Source organism: Nostoc sp. 'Peltigera membranacea cyanobiont' 232, assembly GCF_002245985.1.
In the GTDB taxonomy this organism is placed as follows: Bacteria; Cyanobacteriota; Cyanobacteriia; order Cyanobacteriales; family Nostocaceae; genus Nostoc.
Map to the genome: position 1 here is coordinate 24,125 of NZ_NOLK01000018.1, position 16,831 is coordinate 40,955.

A 16,831-nucleotide genomic window follows, 5' to 3' on the forward strand; every position below is an offset into this window, starting at 1 on the left:
GGGATATTCCCTCATCTAGACAATCGCTTACTTGGCAGAGATTAGGTATTTATCTTCAGGAGATTTCATGAGAATAGCAGTTGCTAAAGAAATTGAAGTTTGTGAACGTCGTGTGGCATTAATTCCTGACACCGTTGCTCGATTGGTAAAGCAAGGTTTGGAAGTTTGGGTAGAAACAGGTGCAGGAGAGCGATCTTTTTTCAGCGATCCTGACTATGAAGCCGCAGGAGCTACAATAATCCGCGATACTGCCAAATTATGGGGCGAAACAGATATTCTGCTGAAAGTCAGCCCACCACAAGAACGAGAAGATGGACGCTCAGAAGTTGATTTGTTAAAAGAAGGGGCTGTATTAGTAAGTTTCCTTAATCCTTTGGGAAATCCTATTGTGGCGCAGCAACTAGCAAATCGGAAAATCACAGCCTTGAGTATGGAGATGATTCCCCGTACTACCAGGGCGCAAAGTATGGATGCTTTGTCCTCGCAAGCTTCATTAGCAGGTTACAAAGCAGTATTAATTGCGGCAGCTGCATTACCAAAATATTTCCCAATGTTAACCACAGCCGCAGGGACGATCGCTCCAGCGAAAGTATTTATTATGGGCGCTGGTGTAGCCGGATTGCAAGCGATCGCTACCGCCAGACGTTTGGGTGCAGTGGTAGAAGCCTTTGATATCCGTCCCGCCGTTAAAGAAGAAGTGCAAAGCTTAGGGGCAAAATTCGTTGAAGTCAAATTAGACGAAGAAACCGTCGCCGCTGGTGGTTACGCCAAGGAAATTTCTGAAGCTAGCAAACAACGCACTCAAGAAGTTGTCGCCGAACACGTCAAAAATTCTGATGTTGTAATTACCACCGCCCAAGTTCCTGGGAGACAAGCACCACGGCTAGTTACAGAAGAAATGGTAGCACAAATGAAACCCGGTTCAGTGATTGTAGATTTGGCTGCTGACCAAGGTGGTAACTGCGCCTGCACAGAACCCGGTAAAGATATTGTGTGGAACGGCGTGACAATTATCGGCCCCATCAATCTCCCATCATCGATGCCAATTCATGCCAGCCAATTGTATGCCAAGAACGTAACATCATTGATGCAACTGCTAATTAAAGACAAAGTTTTGCAAGTAGACTTTAGCGACGACATCGTTGATGCAGCTTGCGTTACCCACGCTGGTGAAATTCGCAATCAACGAGTGCGGGATGCGCTACAAGCTTTGAGTACTCAACAATCGGCGGTTAATTAGGGATGAGGGAGATGAGGGAGCAGGGGAAGCAGGGGAAGCAGGGGGAGATGAAGAAGAAATAACTATGCCCAATGCCCAATGCCCAATGCCCAATTCCCACTTACATTAAGGAGTTTTGATTTCATGACAGAGGCATTACTTGCTGCTTTGTTTGTATTTGTTTTGGCATCTTTTATCGGCTTTGAAGTCATCAATAAAATCCCACCGACTTTACACACGCCCTTAATGTCAGGCTCAAACGCGATTTCTGGCATTTCGGTACTGGGAGCAATAGTTGCTGCTGGTGCGAGAGACACCAGTGTGTCAGTAATTCTTGGTTTGATTGCTGTGGTATTGGCAACAGTCAACGTTGTGGGTGGATTTTTAGTGACAGACAGAATGTTGCAAATGTTCAAGAAGAAGGAGATTAAGGCGTGAGCGACTTTTTACCAACTGGCATTCAGCTGACGTACTTAGTCGCTGCATCGTTATTCATTCTGGGCTTGAAAAAGCTGGGATCGCCTGCTACAGCGAGGAACGGTAATATTGTAGCGGCTGTGGGGATGTTGCTGGCGATCGTGGCAACAATGCTGGATCAGCATGTGTTGAACTACGAGATGATATTGTTGGGCTTGGCGATTGGATCGGGAATTGGTGCGATCGTAGCCTATAAAGTCCAAATGACTGAAATGCCCCAAATGGTGGGTTTACTCAACGGTTTGGGCGGTGCGGCTTCGGCATTAGTAGCTGTTGCCGAATTCTGGCGGTTATTAGATAGTTCTCAGGCGATACCGCTAGATGTCAATATTTCCATGCTATTGGATGTGTTAATCGGTGGTGTTACCTTCACGGGTAGTTTTTTAGCCTTTGCCAAATTGCAAGGTTTAATTAGCGGTTCCCCGATTACATTTCCATTCCAGCAACCATTTAACCTCTTGCTTCTGGGTGCTTATCTAGTAGGCAGTGCCTACTTAATCATCACACCAGATAGTTTACCCATATTCTTGGGAGTGGTTGGCGTTTCATTGGTGCTAGGCGTGATGTTCGTCATCCCCATTGGTGGCGGTGATATGCCAGTGGTAATCTCGCTGTTGAACTCGTTGTCAGGAGTGGCGGCGGCGGCGGCGGGTTTCGTAGTGATGAACAATATGTTAATCATCGCTGGTGCTTTGGTGGGAGCCTCCGGGTTGATCCTCACCGAGATTATGTGTAAGGCGATGAACCGCTCCTTATTTAGTGTGCTGTTCAGCGCTTTTGGTACAGGTTCTAGTTCTGGTGGTGCTGCTGCTAGTGGTGGTGCAACCGATCAAAGTGTCCGCAGTATCGATCCTGAAGAAGGGGCGATGATGTTGGGTTATGCCCGTTCTGTGGTAATTGTACCTGGTTATGGTATGGCAGTAGCGCAAGCGCAACATAGCGTCCGGGAATTGTCAGATCAGTTAGAAAAAATGGGTGTTGATGTCAAGTATGCCATTCACCCTGTTGCAGGGAGAATGCCGGGGCACATGAATGTGTTACTTGCAGAAGCAAATGTGCCTTATACCCAGTTGTACGACATGGATGATATTAATCCCCAGTTTGATCAAGCGGATGTGGCTTTAGTAATTGGGGCAAATGATGTGGTAAATCCAGCGGCGCGGAGTGATACAAATAGCCCGATTTATGGTATGCCGATTTTGGAAGTAGATCGGGCGAAGCAGACGATTGTAATTAAGCGCGGGATGAGTACGGGTTTTGCCGGTGTAGATAATGAGTTGTTCTACAAGGATAAAACTACGATGCTTTTTGGTAGTGCTAAGGATATGGTGGCGAAGTTGGTTTCGGAAGTGAAGCAACTTTAACGAACCGCAGAGGCGCAGAGAGCGCGGAGTAAAGAAAGAATGTAGAGAGTTTGCTTGCCTTGGGGGTTTGATGCTTCTGAGGCAAGTTTTTTTGTCGGAAAATTACCTCATACAAAGGCGCAAAGAATAGAAAGTTTATTTATTATAGACTTGATAATTTAGGAAAATTTTCAGGTTGGTTATTTTACTTGACATTCCATGTATACTCAATTCTTTTTGACTAACAACTTTTAATTTTCCAAGTAAAATAACAGAGTTATGTTAAGTCAAGATTTTTTTAATGATGAGTTTCTAGAAGAAAGAGTTGATACATTTTATGGATATGGTAATTATAAAGGAAATTATTGGTTTATTGGTATGGAAGAAGCAGGAGGAGATTTTCAAAATATTGAAAAAAGAATAAATATATGGTCAAACAGGGGCAGATGTGAAATAGATGATGTTGCAGAATATCATGAAGCTATCGGATATGGGGCGAGTTTTCAACCAGGTGCAAAAGCAAAATTAGATGTACCGGTATGGAGGTCAATAATTCGCATTGTACTAAGTGCCAAAGGAACAGAGAATATTCATATAAAAGATGTTCGTGAATATCAAACAAACGAGCTAGGTAGAAAAGATAAAGAGACTTGTTTATTAGAATTATTACCTTTACCCTCACAATCTCTTAAACATTGGATATATGGTGAATATTCTAAGCTTACTTTTTTATCTAATAGAGATACTTATGAAAATTATTGTCTTGAAAAGCGAATAAATCATATTAGTCAAAGAATAAAAGAACATCAACCTAAAACTGTTGTTTTCTATGGTAAGGGATATGAATATTCTTGGAGAAGAATAACTGAAAAAATAACTGATGTTGAGTTTTCACCAACTTCAGAAGGTTTCTTAATTTGTCAAAATAGTCAGACTGTGTTTGTTATAGCTAAACATCCTGTAACTAGAGGTATAACAAGTGAATATTTCCATAATATTGGTAGATCAATAGCTGCTAAAATAGCGGAAAAATAATTATTTGCTTAGTTTGTGGTTCGTTTAGAAAAAGCGTTGGCGAAGCCCGCCGAAGGCATCGCCTGCAAAATCAGTGCGATCGCTCTCTCCTTCCTCTGTGTTCTCTGCGCCTCTGTGGTTCGTTAAAAAGAGCGATCGTGTGAGAGAAAAAAGCGATCGCTAAATCTCCATAGTGCGTAGGCGATCGCTCATCAAAACATGATATAAATTTGAGATGATAGACCACGATCGCCTATTCAAAGAACTCTTAACAACCTTCTTCTCGGAATTCATTGAGTTATTTTTTCCAGAGATAACAGCTTATCTGGAACGGGATACGATCTCCTTCATTGACAAAGAGGTATTTACCGATGTTACTGCTGGAGAAAAATATGAAACTGACTTAGTAGTAAAAGCGAGATTTAGAGGACAAGAGTCGTTTTTCCTAGTACATCTAGAACATCAAGCTTATTATCAAGAAGCTTTTGATTTGCGGATGTATCGCTATTTTGCAAGACTGTATGAGAAATACGCTCTACCAGTGTATCCCATCGCGTTGTTTTCTTACGATAGCCCCAAAAAAGCTGAAACAAATTTTCATCAAGTAGCATTTCCTAATAAAGTTGTTTTGCAGTTCAACTATGATGTCATCCAGTTAAATCGTCTGAATTGGCGAGAATATCTGCAACAGCAAAATCCCGTAGCTAGTGCGCTCATGGCTAAAATGAACATAGCGCCAAAAGACCGTCCCAGAGTAAAATCTGAGTGTCTGCGCCTATTAGCTACCTTACAGCTAGATCCAGCGCGGACACAATTGATTTCTGGGTTTATTGACACCTATCTACGGCTAAATGCTCAAGAAGAAGAAATTTTCCAGACTGAAATTGCTCAATTTGAACCAACTCAACAGCAGGTAGTTATGCAAATCGTCACCAGTTGGATGGAGGAAGGGATACAACAAGGAGAATTGAAAATAATCCAGCGTCAATTAACAAAGCGAATTGGTGTAATTACTGCTGAATTACAAGAGCGGCTGCGCGGGTTATCGTTAACTCAGTTAGAGGATTTAGCGGAAGCCTTACTAGATTTTTCAATGCAAGCTGATTTAGTGGCTTGGTTGCAACAACAGCAATAAGATATGTATTCCACAATGTGAGCGATCGCTCTCTTTTTCCTCTGTGTCCTCTGCACCTCTCTGGTTCGTTAAAAACAGCGTAGGCGAAGTCCGCCGCAGGCATCGCCTGCAAAATCTCTATTGTGCGTAGGCGTTGGCGTAGCCTCTCCAAGAGTTGCCCGCCGTAGGCATCGCCCTCTTCTCTTCCTTTGCGCCTACCCTTCGGGAAGCCGCTTCGCGTCTTTGCGTCTTTGCGTGAGACAAAAAAGCGATCGCCTAACCTGACTTTATCGGATATGCGATCGCGTTAATTATTGATGTGCTTCCATATATGCTCTAAGTAGCGCGTTCATCTGCGTCTGATATCCGCTTCCTCTTGCTTTAAACCATTCCAAAACATCACTATCAATTCGCAATGTCACTTGTACTTTCTTGGGATTAAACTTTAAACCACGACGCACAACACCGGATGCAAACATCTCCGGCGTTACTTCTGAGCAATCTGAAAGGTTAATATCTTCATCCTTCATAGCATCCAACCGTTCCCAATCAGTCTGCGATTTGTTGGAAATATCTGATTTCTTCATTTTTTGTTGACTTCCTTGCAGAAATTATACGTATCAGGTTGTCTCGTTCAGTATGGACAACAGCAATAACCCGTCCCTCAATTAATCCAAATGTAATAAAACGCTCTTCTCCATAATTAAAACGATCATCTTTAACCGTTACCGTGTCACCCTCAAATACTTCTTCCACATCAATAAAATCGATTCCATGCTTACGGATATTGGCAAGTCTTTTATTTTCATCCCATTAAAACTCCATAATTCCCTTGTAACTACAAATTGTAGTTACATATAATCGAAATGGTAAGCGTTTGAAAACATTTTTAAAGAAAACTCAATATAAACATCAGGGTGACTGAATCATTGAAAAGCGATCGCCTGCAAAATCTTCATCGTGCGTAGGCGAAGCCAGCCGTTCGCGGAGCGTCTCGTAGAGAAGGCATCGCTCTCTCCTTCCTCTGTGGTTCGTTAAAAAGAGCGCTCGCCTGCAAAATCTCTAGTGTGCGATCGCTCTCTTCTTCCTTTGCGTCTTTGCGTGAGATAAAAAGCGATCGCTCTGCAATATAATTAAGACTGCGGTGTAACACTGCGCGGATCAACAACTACAATCGCAGAAAAACGTTTAAAGTCATCAATATTAAATGTAAGTAGATGTGTAATCTGGTGTGTTAGCATCGCCGCAACTAAACGTGCATCATGCACCTGTTTTCCCATGACTTGGTATTTAACAATTAGAGATTCCCACTCAACAAAAATAGCAGGTGTATCAAGGTGTAGTATAAATATCTTCTTGAGTTTCTCAGTTTCTTCTAATGCTTGAGCCGTGGATAACCCTAAACCATTACTATTAATTGGTCTTGTCGCAACAGCCCAAAACTCAATGAGATTCTGTGGAATTATATATAATAATTCCCCCAGGGCGGCCGCATCATGTCAACAAGATATTCTGATTATCAATAAGCTCAATAATAGTCGCATTAATTGCTGCTTATTGACAGAGATTTAGGCGATCGCTTTGGGGCTTAAAAAATAATCAAACGCAAAATCCTGATTTTTTCGTTGGTTCTTAACCTTCGTTGTGATCAGGAGTAATTTAGATGCGTTTGCCCTGATAATTCCCCTTGTCTCTTGAGTATCAAAGTGCATTGGGCTATTCTTCTGTACCAAACGCAGCAAAATATTAGTATCCACCAAATAGCTCATAACATTTCATCTTCTCTGGTGTAAATACTCTCTCGACTAATCGCTGCATCTGAAAGTGCTGGTGCTAATGAAAAAGCAGGACTATTTATTAAATCTGTTAATATAGCTTCCCATTCTTCCTGGGTTGATACTTGATAAAAAAAACTTTCTTCATGGCTGGTTAAACTGTTTTCAATCAGAGATGCAAGATAAGCTTCTACCGATAAACCTTGTCCAGCAGCTTCAGCAATGAGACGAGCTTCTATTTCTGGTTTCAATTGTAGCTGTATGGTCATTTGTTCTATCCTAATTCCCTGAGTTGTGGAAGTCTTAATCTGGATAGTCGCAAAAGTCTTCTCCCTCTAAGTCAGAGAATATATCTAATTCACTACCAGGTGCATATAGCGGTTCCCATTCAGATGCGGTACAACATTACATCACGAGGTGTAGGGGCACGGCACTGCCGTGCCCCTACGGGTGTACCTCACGTAAACGAGAACCGCTATAATCTGCAATAGCTGTCACTGCCGCTAGTGTTAATTGGCGTTTTTGCCCATCTTTGGTAAGTGAGTGTTTTTCTTGAAGAACTAATTGCAGGGCTGACTCAGCGCCTGCAAAATCTCCAGTGTGCGATTATGATTAATTTGGAAAAAAATCAGAATCTAGGGTTTCATCAACAGAAAAAGGATAGTCTTTGGGAAAAATAGACAGAGGAAGACCTGTTTCAATAGATGCTTCTTTTCTAGCGTGTTGGTAATAACTTTCAAAAACTTCCGTGTAATAGTATTTTAAGCTAGGACTATCTACAAATGCTTCTTGTAATCTTTGACGATGTTCATAGATTCTATATAACCAGCTATTAGATCGGTTCTGGGGTTGAAATTTGTATTTGAGAAGGTGCATTAAAAGCACTCTAAGATTACTCCTTAAAGCATTTTTCTCACTTCTTCCCATACTTTCAATTTCTTCAATTAAATTTTCTAACTCTAATTCTAAAAACTTTTTGTTTTTTAATAAATCAACAGTGTATTCTAACCACAAGTGATAATCTTGTGCATAGAGACTATTTGTTTTAGGAACAGATTGATTGCTCATAATCTTCTCCTTTATGGATATATAATTTTAACATTGTTAGAGGATTTAGCCGAAGCCTTACTAGATTTCTCAATGCAAGCTGATTTAGTGGCTTCGTTGCAACATCAGCAATAAAATATGTATTCTACCAAGCGATCGCTCTCTCCTTCCTCTGTGTTCTCTGCGCCTAGAAAGGTTTGTTAAAAAGAGCGTAGGCGTTCGCGTAGCGTCTCGTAGAGAAGGCATCGCCAAAACTCCACAGTGCGTAGGCAAAGCCCGCCGCAGGCATCGCACAATTCCACAAAATAACTAATTTGACTTACTTTGGAAAATATCGATAAATATCTTTACGATGTAACACACGCTGAAAGATTACTGTTTCACCGTCAAATATAATCCCGATCCGATAATCACCTATACGAATCCGATAAATATCATCATATCCTTGCAGCTTTTTGATATTAGTAATTTCTTCAAAGTTAGCTATTTGTGGTATTTCTTCAAAAGCAAGTACTTTAATCGTCTCATAGTAAGGTGTACTTTGGAGCGCTTTTAAATCTTTAATAAAACTGGATAGATACTGGGTATCACTCTCTTTCTAATTCTGCTAATGCCTCATTAATATTTAATGGGGTTTCTTGTTGTACTTCCTTGATTGCTAATATCAATCCTTCATCTTCAATCACTTCTAATAAGCGTAGATAGTCTTGAAAATCTATAATTACTTTACGAATGTTACCTTGAGTATCTGTGATTAATTCTTCCGCAAATGGATATTGATTGGTTTTCATTTGGGTATTAGTGTTTGTAATCATAGAGAATTTGATTACCTTTACATAGTACAAGTATAGAAGATTTGGAGTAGGCGATCGCTTCGCTGCGACTTTGCGCGAAACAAAAAAGCGATCGCCTACAGAAATCTCCATCGTGCGTAGGCGTTCGCGTAGCGTCTCCAAGAGTTGCCCGCCGTAGGTAGGCATCGCTCCCCTTCTTCCTCTGTGTCCTCTGTGCCTAGAAAGGTTCGTTAAAAAAGGCGATCGCTTGCTTTTTATTGAAATGCGATCGCTCCTCCTAACCTCTGTACATAAGTGCCTGATTTTTTCTTAGCTAACTATCCGTTTCATTGGGATTTCTATCCAGAACTCACAGCCGTTACCGGGTTCAGAAACACACTTGATATTACCACCGTGTTTTTCTACAATAATTTGGTAACTAATAGATAACCCCAAGCCAGTACCTTGTCCGGGTTGTTTGGTGGTAAAGAAAGGTTCAAAAATGTGCGATCGCACCATCTCTGAAATCCCACAACCATTGTCAGCGATGCAAATTAGAATAGTATTCTCTTCAATAACTTCTGTACGAATCAAAATTTTAGGATTGTCAATTATTTTTCCACTAGTTGCTGAGTTTTCCAGTGCATCGAGCGCATTGCTGAGAATATTCATAAATACCTGATTCATCTGGGCTGCATAGCAGACTATTGGAGGCAATTCACCATATTGTTTAACCACCTCAATAGCTAAAGAATTAGTCTGTGGTTGCAGTCGATGTTGTAAAATCAACAAAGTACTGTCGATCCCTTCATGAAGATCGACAGGCTTCATTCCGGTTTCGTCAAGTCGAGAAAAACTTCGCAACGATAAGACTAATTGAGAGATTCGATCTGCCCCAATCTGCATTGAAGTAAGAATTTTGGGCAAGTCATCACTAATAAAATCTAAATCAAGTGCTGCAACTTGCTTTTTAATTTCTTCTGTTGTCTTAGGATACTGTTTTTGATAGAGGCGCAGTAATTTAAATAAATTTTCGGTATGTTCATTAACATAAGTAATGTTGCCATAAATGAAACTAATTGGGTTATTAATTTCATGTGCTACCCCAGCAACTAACTGCCCTAATCCTGCCATTTTTTCACTTTGAATTAACTGGCTCTGAGTGTGCTGTAATTCTTTAAGAGTCTGAGTGATTTCTTCTTTCTGACGTTGAGTTTGTTCGAGTAATTCTGCTTGCTGAAGTCCTACACCTAACTGAGTACCAATCTGCATCAGCAAATCGATCTCATCTTCTTGCCAATCACGGGGTTTGATATTTTGATAAGCTGCCAGTAATCCCCAAAGTTTCTCGCCTTGGAAAATCGGCACAATCATATATGCCCTAACTTCGATTAGTTCGAGTAGAGCAATATGACAGATAGAATAATTGGCGCTGTAAATATCTTTAATAACAATATTGTTACCATTAGCAAAGTTTCTGGCTTGGGTTTCTTGTAAGTAATCATCTGCAACTACAGGTACAATTTCCCTTACTGGTGTCCAACCTTGGGCTAATGATTCAGCAACAAATTCGCCACTCCAATCAGCCCGAAATCGATAGATTGTCACTCGATCGACTTCCAATAATCGCCGAACTTCTTCTGTACTGGTGGCAAAGATGGTATGAATATCAAGAGACTGGCGAATTTTCTCTACTGTTGTGGCTAATGCCTTCTCTCTTTCGGCCGCTTTCCGTTCTCGTTCGGCGGCTTTAGCAAGTTTTTGGGTCTGCACCTGCATCTGTTTCAATGACTCAGCTTGCTGTAATGCTACTCCCAATTGAACGCCAACTTGTGCCAATAAGTTGATTTCCTCATCTTGCCAATAACGGGGCTGGGAGTTTTGATAAGCTACTAACAATCCCCACAACTTCTCGCCTTGAGAAATTGGTACAAAAGCTTCATTCCGTGCATACTTACCCGCTTGCTTTCCTTGCACAAGAATGCCTTCTGTCACTGGCTGCGGCTTAACCATTGGTGTCCAGCCATCAACAATAGAATCCGCGACAAATTCGCCACTCCAATCTGGATAGAAGCGGTAAATTGCGACTCGTTCCACTTCTAATAGCCCACGAACTTCTTGAGTTGTAGTTTTAAAAATGGCTTCAATTTCCAAAGACTGACGAATTTTTTCTACGGTGTTCGCTAACGCCCTTTGTCTTTCCGCAGCTTTGCTAATCTCTGCTGCTTGGATTTGCATTTGTTGGATAAATTCCGCTTGCTGCAAAGCCACACCTAATTGCGTACCCACTTGGGTTAGCAAGTAAACCTCATCTTTTTGCCAATCACGGATTCCAGTGTTCTGGTACACAGCTAGCAAGCCCCAGAGTTTCTGACCGTGGTAAATGGCAATGATTACATAAGCTCTTGCCTGATAAATTTCTAAAATTTTAATGTAGCAGTTGCTAAAACCTGAATTATAAATATCATTACAAATCCGGTATACTTCACAACTGCTAAAGCTACCACCTTCCGTATCTTGTAAGTAGGTATCAGCAACTGGGGGTTTAGCTAAATCTTTGGCGCTACATTCACTAACGTTTTCACTCAATTCTGGCCGATGCAATTGTTCATCGATCAGGGAAATCCAACCCTCTGCCACTGATTCAAACACGAATTCACCACTCCAATTGGGATTGAAGCGATAAATAGCCACGCGATCGGCATTTAACAGCTGCCTCAGTTCTCCGGTGGTTGTGTGGAAAATGCTTTCTAAGTCTAGAGACTGACGAATTTTTTCAATGGTTATCGCTATAGTTTTCTGCCATTGGGCTGCTTTTTCTCTGGCTTCTGCTTGTGCTAGTTGTGCCGATTGGATTTTTACTTGTTCCAGATAGTCTGCTTGCTGTAAAGCAACTCCTAGATGTTCGGCGATTAATTGCACAAACTCAATTTCTGATGCTTCCCATTGCCGAGAACCACAACACTGATGAATACACAACAATCCCCATAAATCTTTACCTTTGATTAAGGGGGCGGTTATATTGGCACGTACTTGGAATCTTTCTAGAATCTGGATGTAGCAATCACTGATATTAACTTGATAAATATCAGCTATTGCTTTAATCCTACCTTGCTGATATAGTTCTGCGAACTCTTCACTAAAGCAGCGATCGCGCAGTTTGGCTGCTAGCGCCGAACCCCATTCTGTTGCCACATCTTCATAGATAAATTCCCCTTCCCATGCCAAATTAGGATAGAAACGGAACACGCCAACCCGATCGCTTTTCAGAAGTTGGCGGACTTCAGTGACTGTAATTTTGAAGATCGCGTCTATATCTAGAGACTCGCGAATGCGGGCAATAACTCCAGACAAGGCTTTTTGTTGCTCATTCTGATGCAAAGAGGATGTCACATCTGAATGAGATTCTTGCCGTTCTGAATTTGGTTCTATGGGTTGATTAGTAGAGGAGTTTTCCATTCCCAGTGGGACTTTAAAATATTGAAAGTCTTCTATCTCATGATTCCCGTTGCGATCGCAAAGGTAACAGTATTTTCTCGGAATACCAAAAAAACATTGTAGGGACACGATAGTATCGTGTCCCTACAAAAACATTTTTCAACCACGAGAAAATTATCGCCGCTTGGGAGTGGCGCTGCGGCTGGTGCGTTTTTCTTCATCTCGGCGACGGCGATCGCGCCAATCTGCCACAGTCAAATAACCAATACCACCAGTGACTACTACGAGCAGCACTATGGCAACTATTGTTAAAATACTCAAAAATGGACTTTCCACAGTGCTTCTACAGTCCGTTACGTCCCCAAACTACCATTGCAATTGACCAAGTAAACACAACTAACAGCGATACCCAACCTAGTGTCAAAATCTCCATAGTCCCGCTTTTCAAATAATTACAAAAGGTTTCTAATATTTATCATACAGGGATTGGGCAGGCTGAGATTTTTTTTATAGATTACATTGTAACTTTGGCGGGCGATGTCTACAACGGGCTGTTCGGTGTCGCAAAGCAGACACCATCTTTTCTTGGTAGGCTAGTACTTCATGCATTAATCAAGACTAATGTGAAAAAATAGCGATCGCGCTTTCTTAACTAGATACTTTGGGAATACTAGGGTTACGGATATTCCAAATCTAACAACCCCTAGTATTATGCCGACATTTTTCAGCTATTTTTTCCAATCTAACGGTTTTATTCCCCACGGGCATTGTTATCTCTGGCAAACTGGATTAGTTTGGCTCCACATTATTTCTGATGCCACGATTGCCTTTGCCTATTATTCTATTCCCTTCTTACTAATTTACTTTATTTCCAAGCGTAAAGACGTTCCTTTTAATGGAGTCTTTTTATTATTTGGTGCTTTTATCATTGCCTGCGGTACTGGACACTTGATAGATATTTGGACGCTTTGGCATCCAGACTATTGGGTTGCAGGTGCTTTAAAAGCTCTAACTGCCATTATTTCCATATATACGGCATTTGCGTTATTTTACCTCATGCCTCAAGCTCTGACACTACCTAGCCCAGCCCAGTTAGAAGCTATTAATCGAATCCTTTCAACTGAAATTGTTGAGCGCAAGCGCATCGAGAAGGAACTACGCCTTGCAGAGGAAGTAGCTCAAAACTCCAACCAAGCCAAGAGTGAATTTCTCGCCAATATGAGTCATGAACTACGCACACCCCTTAACGGCATCCTGGGCTATACACAAATTATCCAACGCACAGAATCTTTGAGTGAAAAAGGACGCAAAGGACTCGGCGTTATTTATCAATGTGGTTCTCATCTTTTAACCTTAATTAATGATGTTTTGGATCTTTCCAAGATAGAAGCCCGGAAGTTGGAATTATATCCTATTGATTTCTACTTCCCTGCCTTTATAGATAGCGTGACTGAAATTTGCCGCATTAGGGCAGAACAAAAAGTCATAGCATTTCACGTCGAACTCGATCCTAATTTACCAACGGGTATTCATGCTGATGAAAAACGCTTGCGGCAAGTACTGATTAACTTGCTTAGTAATGCCATGAAATTTACTCATCAAGGCAGTGTCACCTTCAAAGTTCAGGTCATTGGTCAAGAATCAAATTCCAATGGCAAAACTAACTACAAAATTCGCTTTCAGGTAGTAGATACTGGCACGGGTATAACCCCCGAACAAGCCGAGAAAATCTTTCAGCCCTTTGAGCAAGTGGGAAGTCAGAAACGACAATCTGAAGGTACAGGCTTAGGATTAGCAATCAGCCAAAAAATTGTTTTGTTGATGGGTGGTCAAATTCAGGTGCAAAGTGAATTTGGCAAAGGTAGCACTTTTTGGTTTGAGGCAAAATTATTAGAATCTAAAGACTGGGCAAAGGTTTCTAGAGTAGTTGAGGAAGGAACTATTATTGGTTATCAAGGACAAAGGCGCACTATTTTGATTGCGGATGATAAATGGGAAAACCGCTCGGTAATTGTAAATTTACTAGAACCAGTTGGGTTTACTGTTGTCGAAGCTAGTAATGGTCAGGAAGCATGGGCACAGTCTTTAACCCACAAACCAGACACGATCGTTACTGATTTAGTGATGCCGATATTAGATGGATTTGAGTTTATAAGTCGTTTGCGTCAGTCTGGGCAATTTAAAGAGATTCCTGTCATCGCTTCCTCAGCCAGTGTGTTTGCAGTCGACCAGCACAAAAGTATTGATGTCGGTGCAGATGCATTTTTACCAAAGCCTGTAGAAGCTGAAACGCTGCTAGAAATGCTACGACAATTTTTGCAGTTAGAATGGATTTTTGACGTTAAGTTAGAGGCGATCGCAAAAACCTCTACAGGTAGTTTTGAAGAACAGACTGAAACGATTTATCCTGCCCAAGAGGTTTTACAAGAGTTGCTCGAACTAGCACAAGACGGTGATATTCAAAATATTTTAGAAATAGTTGAACAACTTTCTGTATCTGATGAGCGGCTAAACACTTTTGTCCAGAAGATAATCCAGCTTGCTAATAATTTCCAACTCAAGCGGTTGGAAAGTTTTATTGAAGAATATATCAATTAATTTAAATCAAATTGCATTTTTAACCGAAGATGAGAAAACCCCAAAATAATGGATTTATTTTGATTGTGGATGATAATCCGACAAATTTATCTGTCCTGTGTGCAGCTCTCAATAGTGAGGGTTTTCGTTTCCGTGTTGCAGTCGATGGAGAAACTGCGATCGCCCAAGCTGAACGCAATCAACCAGAATTGATTTTGCTGGATGTCCAAATGCCCGGTATTGACGGATTTGAGACTTGTCGTCGCCTCAAAGCCAATCCTCTCACCGAAAACATTCCAATTATTTTCACCACTGCTTTGGCGGATACGGAAAGCAAAACTAAGGGATTTTCTCTCGGTGCAGTAGACTATATCCCTAAACCGTTTGCACAGGAGGAAGTTATTGCTAGGGTGCGCGTGCATTTACAACTCAAACAATTGACTGAATCTTTGGAACAACAAGTTAGCGATCGCACTAAGGCTTTGCAACAAGCTCAAGTCCAACTAGTACAGCAAGAAAAACTATCAACACTCGGAGAGTTAATCGCTGGTATTGGCCATGAAATCAACAACCCCATTAACTTTATTTCTAGCAATATTCCACCCTTGGAAGAATACATTGCTGGAATCACCAAGTTGCTTTTCCTGTACGAACAAGAGTATCCCTACCCAACAGCCAAAATTACCAATGCTGTTGAGAACTTGGATCTGAATTTTGTTCTCGAAGATATGGGAAAAATTTTGAACTCACTCCAGATAGGAAGCGAACGAATTCGCAACCTTTCTAATTCACTCCGCAGCTTCTGTCGCTCGGATAGTGATACCAAAATTTCTGCTAATTTGCACCAAGGACTTGATAGTACACTAATGATTTTGCAACACCGGATCAAGGCTAATGGCGCTCGTCCTGGCATTGAAATTATTAAAAGTTATGGAGTACTACCAGAGGTAAACTGCTATCTAGGTCAGATGAATCAAGTATTTATGAACATTCTAGCAAATGCAATTGATGCTCTTGATGAAGCTATAATGGAAGGCAAAATGAGCAATCTAATTCCTCAAATTAAAATTGCAACAGAAATAGATTATGAGAAATTGGTTGTAATTCGGATTGCTGACAATGGGATTGGTATTCCTGAACGGCTTAAAAAACGCTTGTTTGAGCCGTTGTTTACCACAAAAAGCGTAGGGAAAGGCACTGGACTCGGCTTGTCGATAGCTTATGAAATAGTTGTAGAGAAACACAAAGGTGTATTAGATGTAAATTCTCAACCAGGTATGGGAACTGAGTTTATCATCAAAATTCCCATCTAATAACAGCATTTAATTAATTACAAAGCTGCTGTAGCATTTATCATATAGCGGTGTGCAGTTCAGTGAGATACAAAAACTTTGCTGAAATGATTTGACAGCAAGGACTTTGGTGTTCTCATCCAATCGATAACCGCTATATTGGATATTGGGGAAGTATTTTCCCAATACCAATCCCTCATATTTATATAGAGTGAATTCAACTTTAGATCCTAAATTAATGGTAGAACGCATAGAATCCCTCAAGGCTGGAATAGTTGGAGGTTTATCTATGTGTTTTACTTTTATACTTACCAGTCTCTTGAATACTTTTGGATTAGCAAAGTATTTTGAGATCCTTGCAAGTCTGCAAAGTAATGTTAACTGGCATTGGTCGATCGGTGGTGCAGTTGCAACTTTTACTGGCTTATTATTTGGTGTTACCTATCGTTATATCATCCGCTCAGATAAAAATTCTCAACTCAAAGCTGGTGGTGTTTTAGCCTTTGGCTTGGTGCGGGGATTAACTCAGATAGAGCTTGGGTGGAATTCTAAGAGTACAATTTGGCCTTTTTTGGTATTAGCAGCAGAAAGTTTATTGTGGTTTGCGTTTGCTGCGATCGCTCTTGATATCGCTATTCAACTCCGTTGGCTTAAACCTTTTTCATCATAACTTTGCTGTGATAGCAAAGTTATGATGAAATTACAACCAGTGTCACTCGAAGCATAACTTTTCCATCAGGAGTGCTGTAACCTCTGTTTAAA

General features: G+C 41.0%; 20 protein-coding genes. 8 read left to right on the forward strand and 12 right to left on the reverse strand.

Annotated elements, in window-relative coordinates; genetic code table 11:
* Nucleotides 1-67 precede the first annotated feature (67 nt).
* The 4 genes from CDG79_RS08595 (at nt 68) to CDG79_RS08610 (ending at nt 4,074) form a co-directional block, all read left to right on the forward strand.
* Nucleotides 68-1,240 carry a Re/Si-specific NAD(P)(+) transhydrogenase subunit alpha gene (locus CDG79_RS08595; RefSeq protein WP_094341764.1) on the forward strand — a complete coding sequence of 391 codons (1,173 nt, stop codon included), beginning with the start codon at nt 68-70 and terminating at the stop codon, nt 1,238-1,240.
* A 123-nt stretch (nt 1,241-1,363) separates the two neighbouring features.
* A complete protein-coding gene (locus CDG79_RS08600; RefSeq protein ID WP_094327626.1) occupies nt 1,364-1,657 on the forward strand; it encodes an NAD(P) transhydrogenase subunit alpha in 294 nt (97 codons plus the stop codon).
* Nucleotides 1,654-3,060: an NAD(P)(+) transhydrogenase (Re/Si-specific) subunit beta gene (locus CDG79_RS08605; protein WP_094341765.1), complete on the forward strand. Its 1,407-nt coding sequence runs from the start codon at nt 1,654-1,656 to the stop codon at nt 3,058-3,060. The genes CDG79_RS08600 and CDG79_RS08605 overlap by 4 nt, the downstream gene beginning before the upstream one ends.
* Before the next feature lie 258 nt (nt 3,061-3,318).
* Complete coding sequence (locus CDG79_RS08610) at nt 3,319-4,074, forward strand: hypothetical protein (RefSeq protein WP_094341766.1); 756 nt, start codon at nt 3,319-3,321, stop codon at nt 4,072-4,074.
* 70 nt (nt 4,075-4,144) lie between these two features.
* On the opposite strand, the gene CDG79_RS42170 is transcribed toward CDG79_RS08610, so the two are convergent.
* Complete coding sequence (locus tag CDG79_RS42170) at nt 4,145-4,300, reverse strand: hypothetical protein (protein WP_189524926.1); 156 nt, start codon at nt 4,298-4,300, stop codon at nt 4,145-4,147.
* Between CDG79_RS42170 and CDG79_RS08615 the strand changes: the two genes are divergently transcribed.
* Nucleotides 4,289-5,188, forward strand: a complete 900-nt coding sequence (locus tag CDG79_RS08615; RefSeq protein WP_094341767.1) for a DUF4351 domain-containing protein — start codon at nt 4,289-4,291, stop codon at nt 5,186-5,188. The two genes, CDG79_RS42170 and CDG79_RS08615, sit on opposite strands and share 12 nt — an antisense overlap.
* Nucleotides 5,189-5,478: 290 nt before the next feature.
* Here the strand turns inward: CDG79_RS08615 and CDG79_RS08620 are convergent, their stop codons facing one another.
* From CDG79_RS08620 to petN, 11 genes are all read right to left on the reverse strand, one after another.
* Entirely contained in the window at nt 5,479-5,754 is a 276-nt protein-coding gene (locus CDG79_RS08620; RefSeq protein ID WP_223278062.1) for a BrnA antitoxin family protein, read from the reverse strand.
* Nucleotides 5,717-5,923 (reverse strand): BrnT family toxin, encoded by a 207-nt coding sequence (locus CDG79_RS08625; protein ID WP_262985784.1) that lies wholly within the window; start codon nt 5,921-5,923, stop codon nt 5,717-5,719. The genes CDG79_RS08620 and CDG79_RS08625 overlap by 38 nt, the downstream gene beginning before the upstream one ends.
* A gap of 199 nt (nt 5,924-6,122) precedes the next feature.
* Nucleotides 6,123-6,335 carry a hypothetical protein gene (locus tag CDG79_RS40865; protein WP_143855448.1) on the reverse strand — a complete coding sequence of 71 codons (213 nt, stop codon included), beginning with the start codon at nt 6,333-6,335 and terminating at the stop codon, nt 6,123-6,125.
* A 400-nt stretch (nt 6,336-6,735) separates the two neighbouring features.
* On the reverse strand, nt 6,736-6,936 hold the full coding sequence (locus CDG79_RS43545; protein ID WP_094341768.1) for a hypothetical protein: 201 nt from the start codon (nt 6,934-6,936) through the stop codon (nt 6,736-6,738).
* Complete coding sequence (locus tag CDG79_RS08640) at nt 6,933-7,211, reverse strand: hypothetical protein (RefSeq protein ID WP_094341769.1); 279 nt, start codon at nt 7,209-7,211, stop codon at nt 6,933-6,935. The genes CDG79_RS43545 and CDG79_RS08640 overlap by 4 nt, the downstream gene beginning before the upstream one ends.
* Before the next feature lie 343 nt (nt 7,212-7,554).
* Complete coding sequence (locus tag CDG79_RS08645) at nt 7,555-8,010, reverse strand: DUF29 domain-containing protein (RefSeq protein WP_189524927.1); 456 nt, start codon at nt 8,008-8,010, stop codon at nt 7,555-7,557.
* Nucleotides 8,011-8,308: 298 nt separating this feature from the next.
* Nucleotides 8,309-8,554, reverse strand: coding sequence for a type II toxin-antitoxin system RelE family toxin (locus CDG79_RS08650; protein ID WP_094341801.1), 246 nt, complete (start codon nt 8,552-8,554; stop codon nt 8,309-8,311).
* Nucleotides 8,555-8,576: 22 nt separating this feature from the next.
* The gene (locus tag CDG79_RS43550; protein WP_223278063.1) at nt 8,577-8,969 is read right to left on the reverse strand and encodes a hypothetical protein; all 393 of its coding nucleotides are present in this window, start codon (nt 8,967-8,969) and stop codon (nt 8,577-8,579) included.
* Nucleotides 8,970-9,092: 123 nt separating this feature from the next.
* Nucleotides 9,093-12,221, reverse strand: coding sequence for a GAF domain-containing protein (locus CDG79_RS08660; protein ID WP_094341771.1), 3,129 nt, complete (start codon nt 12,219-12,221; stop codon nt 9,093-9,095).
* A 153-nt stretch (nt 12,222-12,374) separates the two neighbouring features.
* On the reverse strand, nt 12,375-12,521 hold the full coding sequence (locus CDG79_RS42175; RefSeq protein WP_189524930.1) for a hypothetical protein: 147 nt from the start codon (nt 12,519-12,521) through the stop codon (nt 12,375-12,377).
* A 22-nt stretch (nt 12,522-12,543) separates the two neighbouring features.
* Nucleotides 12,544-12,633: a cytochrome b6-f complex subunit PetN gene (gene petN, locus CDG79_RS08670; protein ID WP_012408302.1), complete on the reverse strand. Its 90-nt coding sequence runs from the start codon at nt 12,631-12,633 to the stop codon at nt 12,544-12,546.
* A gap of 278 nt (nt 12,634-12,911) precedes the next feature.
* On the opposite strand from petN, the gene CDG79_RS08675 reads away from it, so the two are divergent.
* The 3 genes from CDG79_RS08675 (at nt 12,912) to CDG79_RS08685 (ending at nt 16,739) form a co-directional block, all read left to right on the forward strand.
* Nucleotides 12,912-14,798: an ATP-binding protein gene (locus tag CDG79_RS08675; RefSeq protein ID WP_094341773.1), complete on the forward strand. Its 1,887-nt coding sequence runs from the start codon at nt 12,912-12,914 to the stop codon at nt 14,796-14,798.
* A gap of 29 nt (nt 14,799-14,827) precedes the next feature.
* Complete coding sequence (locus CDG79_RS08680) at nt 14,828-16,090, forward strand: hybrid sensor histidine kinase/response regulator (RefSeq protein ID WP_094341774.1); 1,263 nt, start codon at nt 14,828-14,830, stop codon at nt 16,088-16,090.
* 217 nt (nt 16,091-16,307) lie between these two features.
* Nucleotides 16,308-16,739: a hypothetical protein gene (locus CDG79_RS08685; protein WP_094341775.1), complete on the forward strand. Its 432-nt coding sequence runs from the start codon at nt 16,308-16,310 to the stop codon at nt 16,737-16,739.
* Nucleotides 16,740-16,831: the final 92 nt, after the last annotated feature.

Coding starts and splice junctions, on each gene's coding strand:
- CDG79_RS08595 (WP_094341764.1), top strand. CDS start 68: ATGAGAATAGCAGTTGCTAAAGAAATTGAAGTTTGTGAACGTCGTGTG.
- CDG79_RS08600 (WP_094327626.1), top strand. CDS start 1,364: ATGACAGAGGCATTACTTGCTGCTTTGTTTGTATTTGTTTTGGCATCT.
- CDG79_RS08610 (WP_094341766.1), top strand. CDS start 3,319: ATGTTAAGTCAAGATTTTTTTAATGATGAGTTTCTAGAAGAAAGAGTT.
- CDG79_RS08615 (WP_094341767.1), top strand. CDS start 4,289: ATGATAGACCACGATCGCCTATTCAAAGAACTCTTAACAACCTTCTTC.
- CDG79_RS08620 (WP_223278062.1), bottom strand. CDS start 5,754: ATGAAGAAATCAGATATTTCCAACAAATCGCAGACTGATTGGGAACGG.
- CDG79_RS43545 (WP_094341768.1), bottom strand. CDS start 6,936: ATGAGCTATTTGGTGGATACTAATATTTTGCTGCGTTTGGTACAGAAG.
- CDG79_RS08640 (WP_094341769.1), bottom strand. CDS start 7,211: ATGACCATACAGCTACAATTGAAACCAGAAATAGAAGCTCGTCTCATT.
- CDG79_RS08645 (WP_189524927.1), bottom strand. CDS start 8,010: ATGAGCAATCAATCTGTTCCTAAAACAAATAGTCTCTATGCACAAGAT.
- CDG79_RS43550 (WP_223278063.1), bottom strand. CDS start 8,969: ATGCCTACCTACGGCGGGCAACTCTTGGAGACGCTACGCGAACGCCTA.
- CDG79_RS08660 (WP_094341771.1), bottom strand. CDS start 12,221: ATGGAAAACTCCTCTACTAATCAACCCATAGAACCAAATTCAGAACGG.
- petN (WP_012408302.1), bottom strand. CDS start 12,633: ATGGAGATTTTGACACTAGGTTGGGTATCGCTGTTAGTTGTGTTTACT.
- CDG79_RS08675 (WP_094341773.1), top strand. CDS start 12,912: ATGCCGACATTTTTCAGCTATTTTTTCCAATCTAACGGTTTTATTCCC.
- CDG79_RS08680 (WP_094341774.1), top strand. CDS start 14,828: ATGAGAAAACCCCAAAATAATGGATTTATTTTGATTGTGGATGATAAT.
- CDG79_RS08685 (WP_094341775.1), top strand. CDS start 16,308: ATGGTAGAACGCATAGAATCCCTCAAGGCTGGAATAGTTGGAGGTTTA.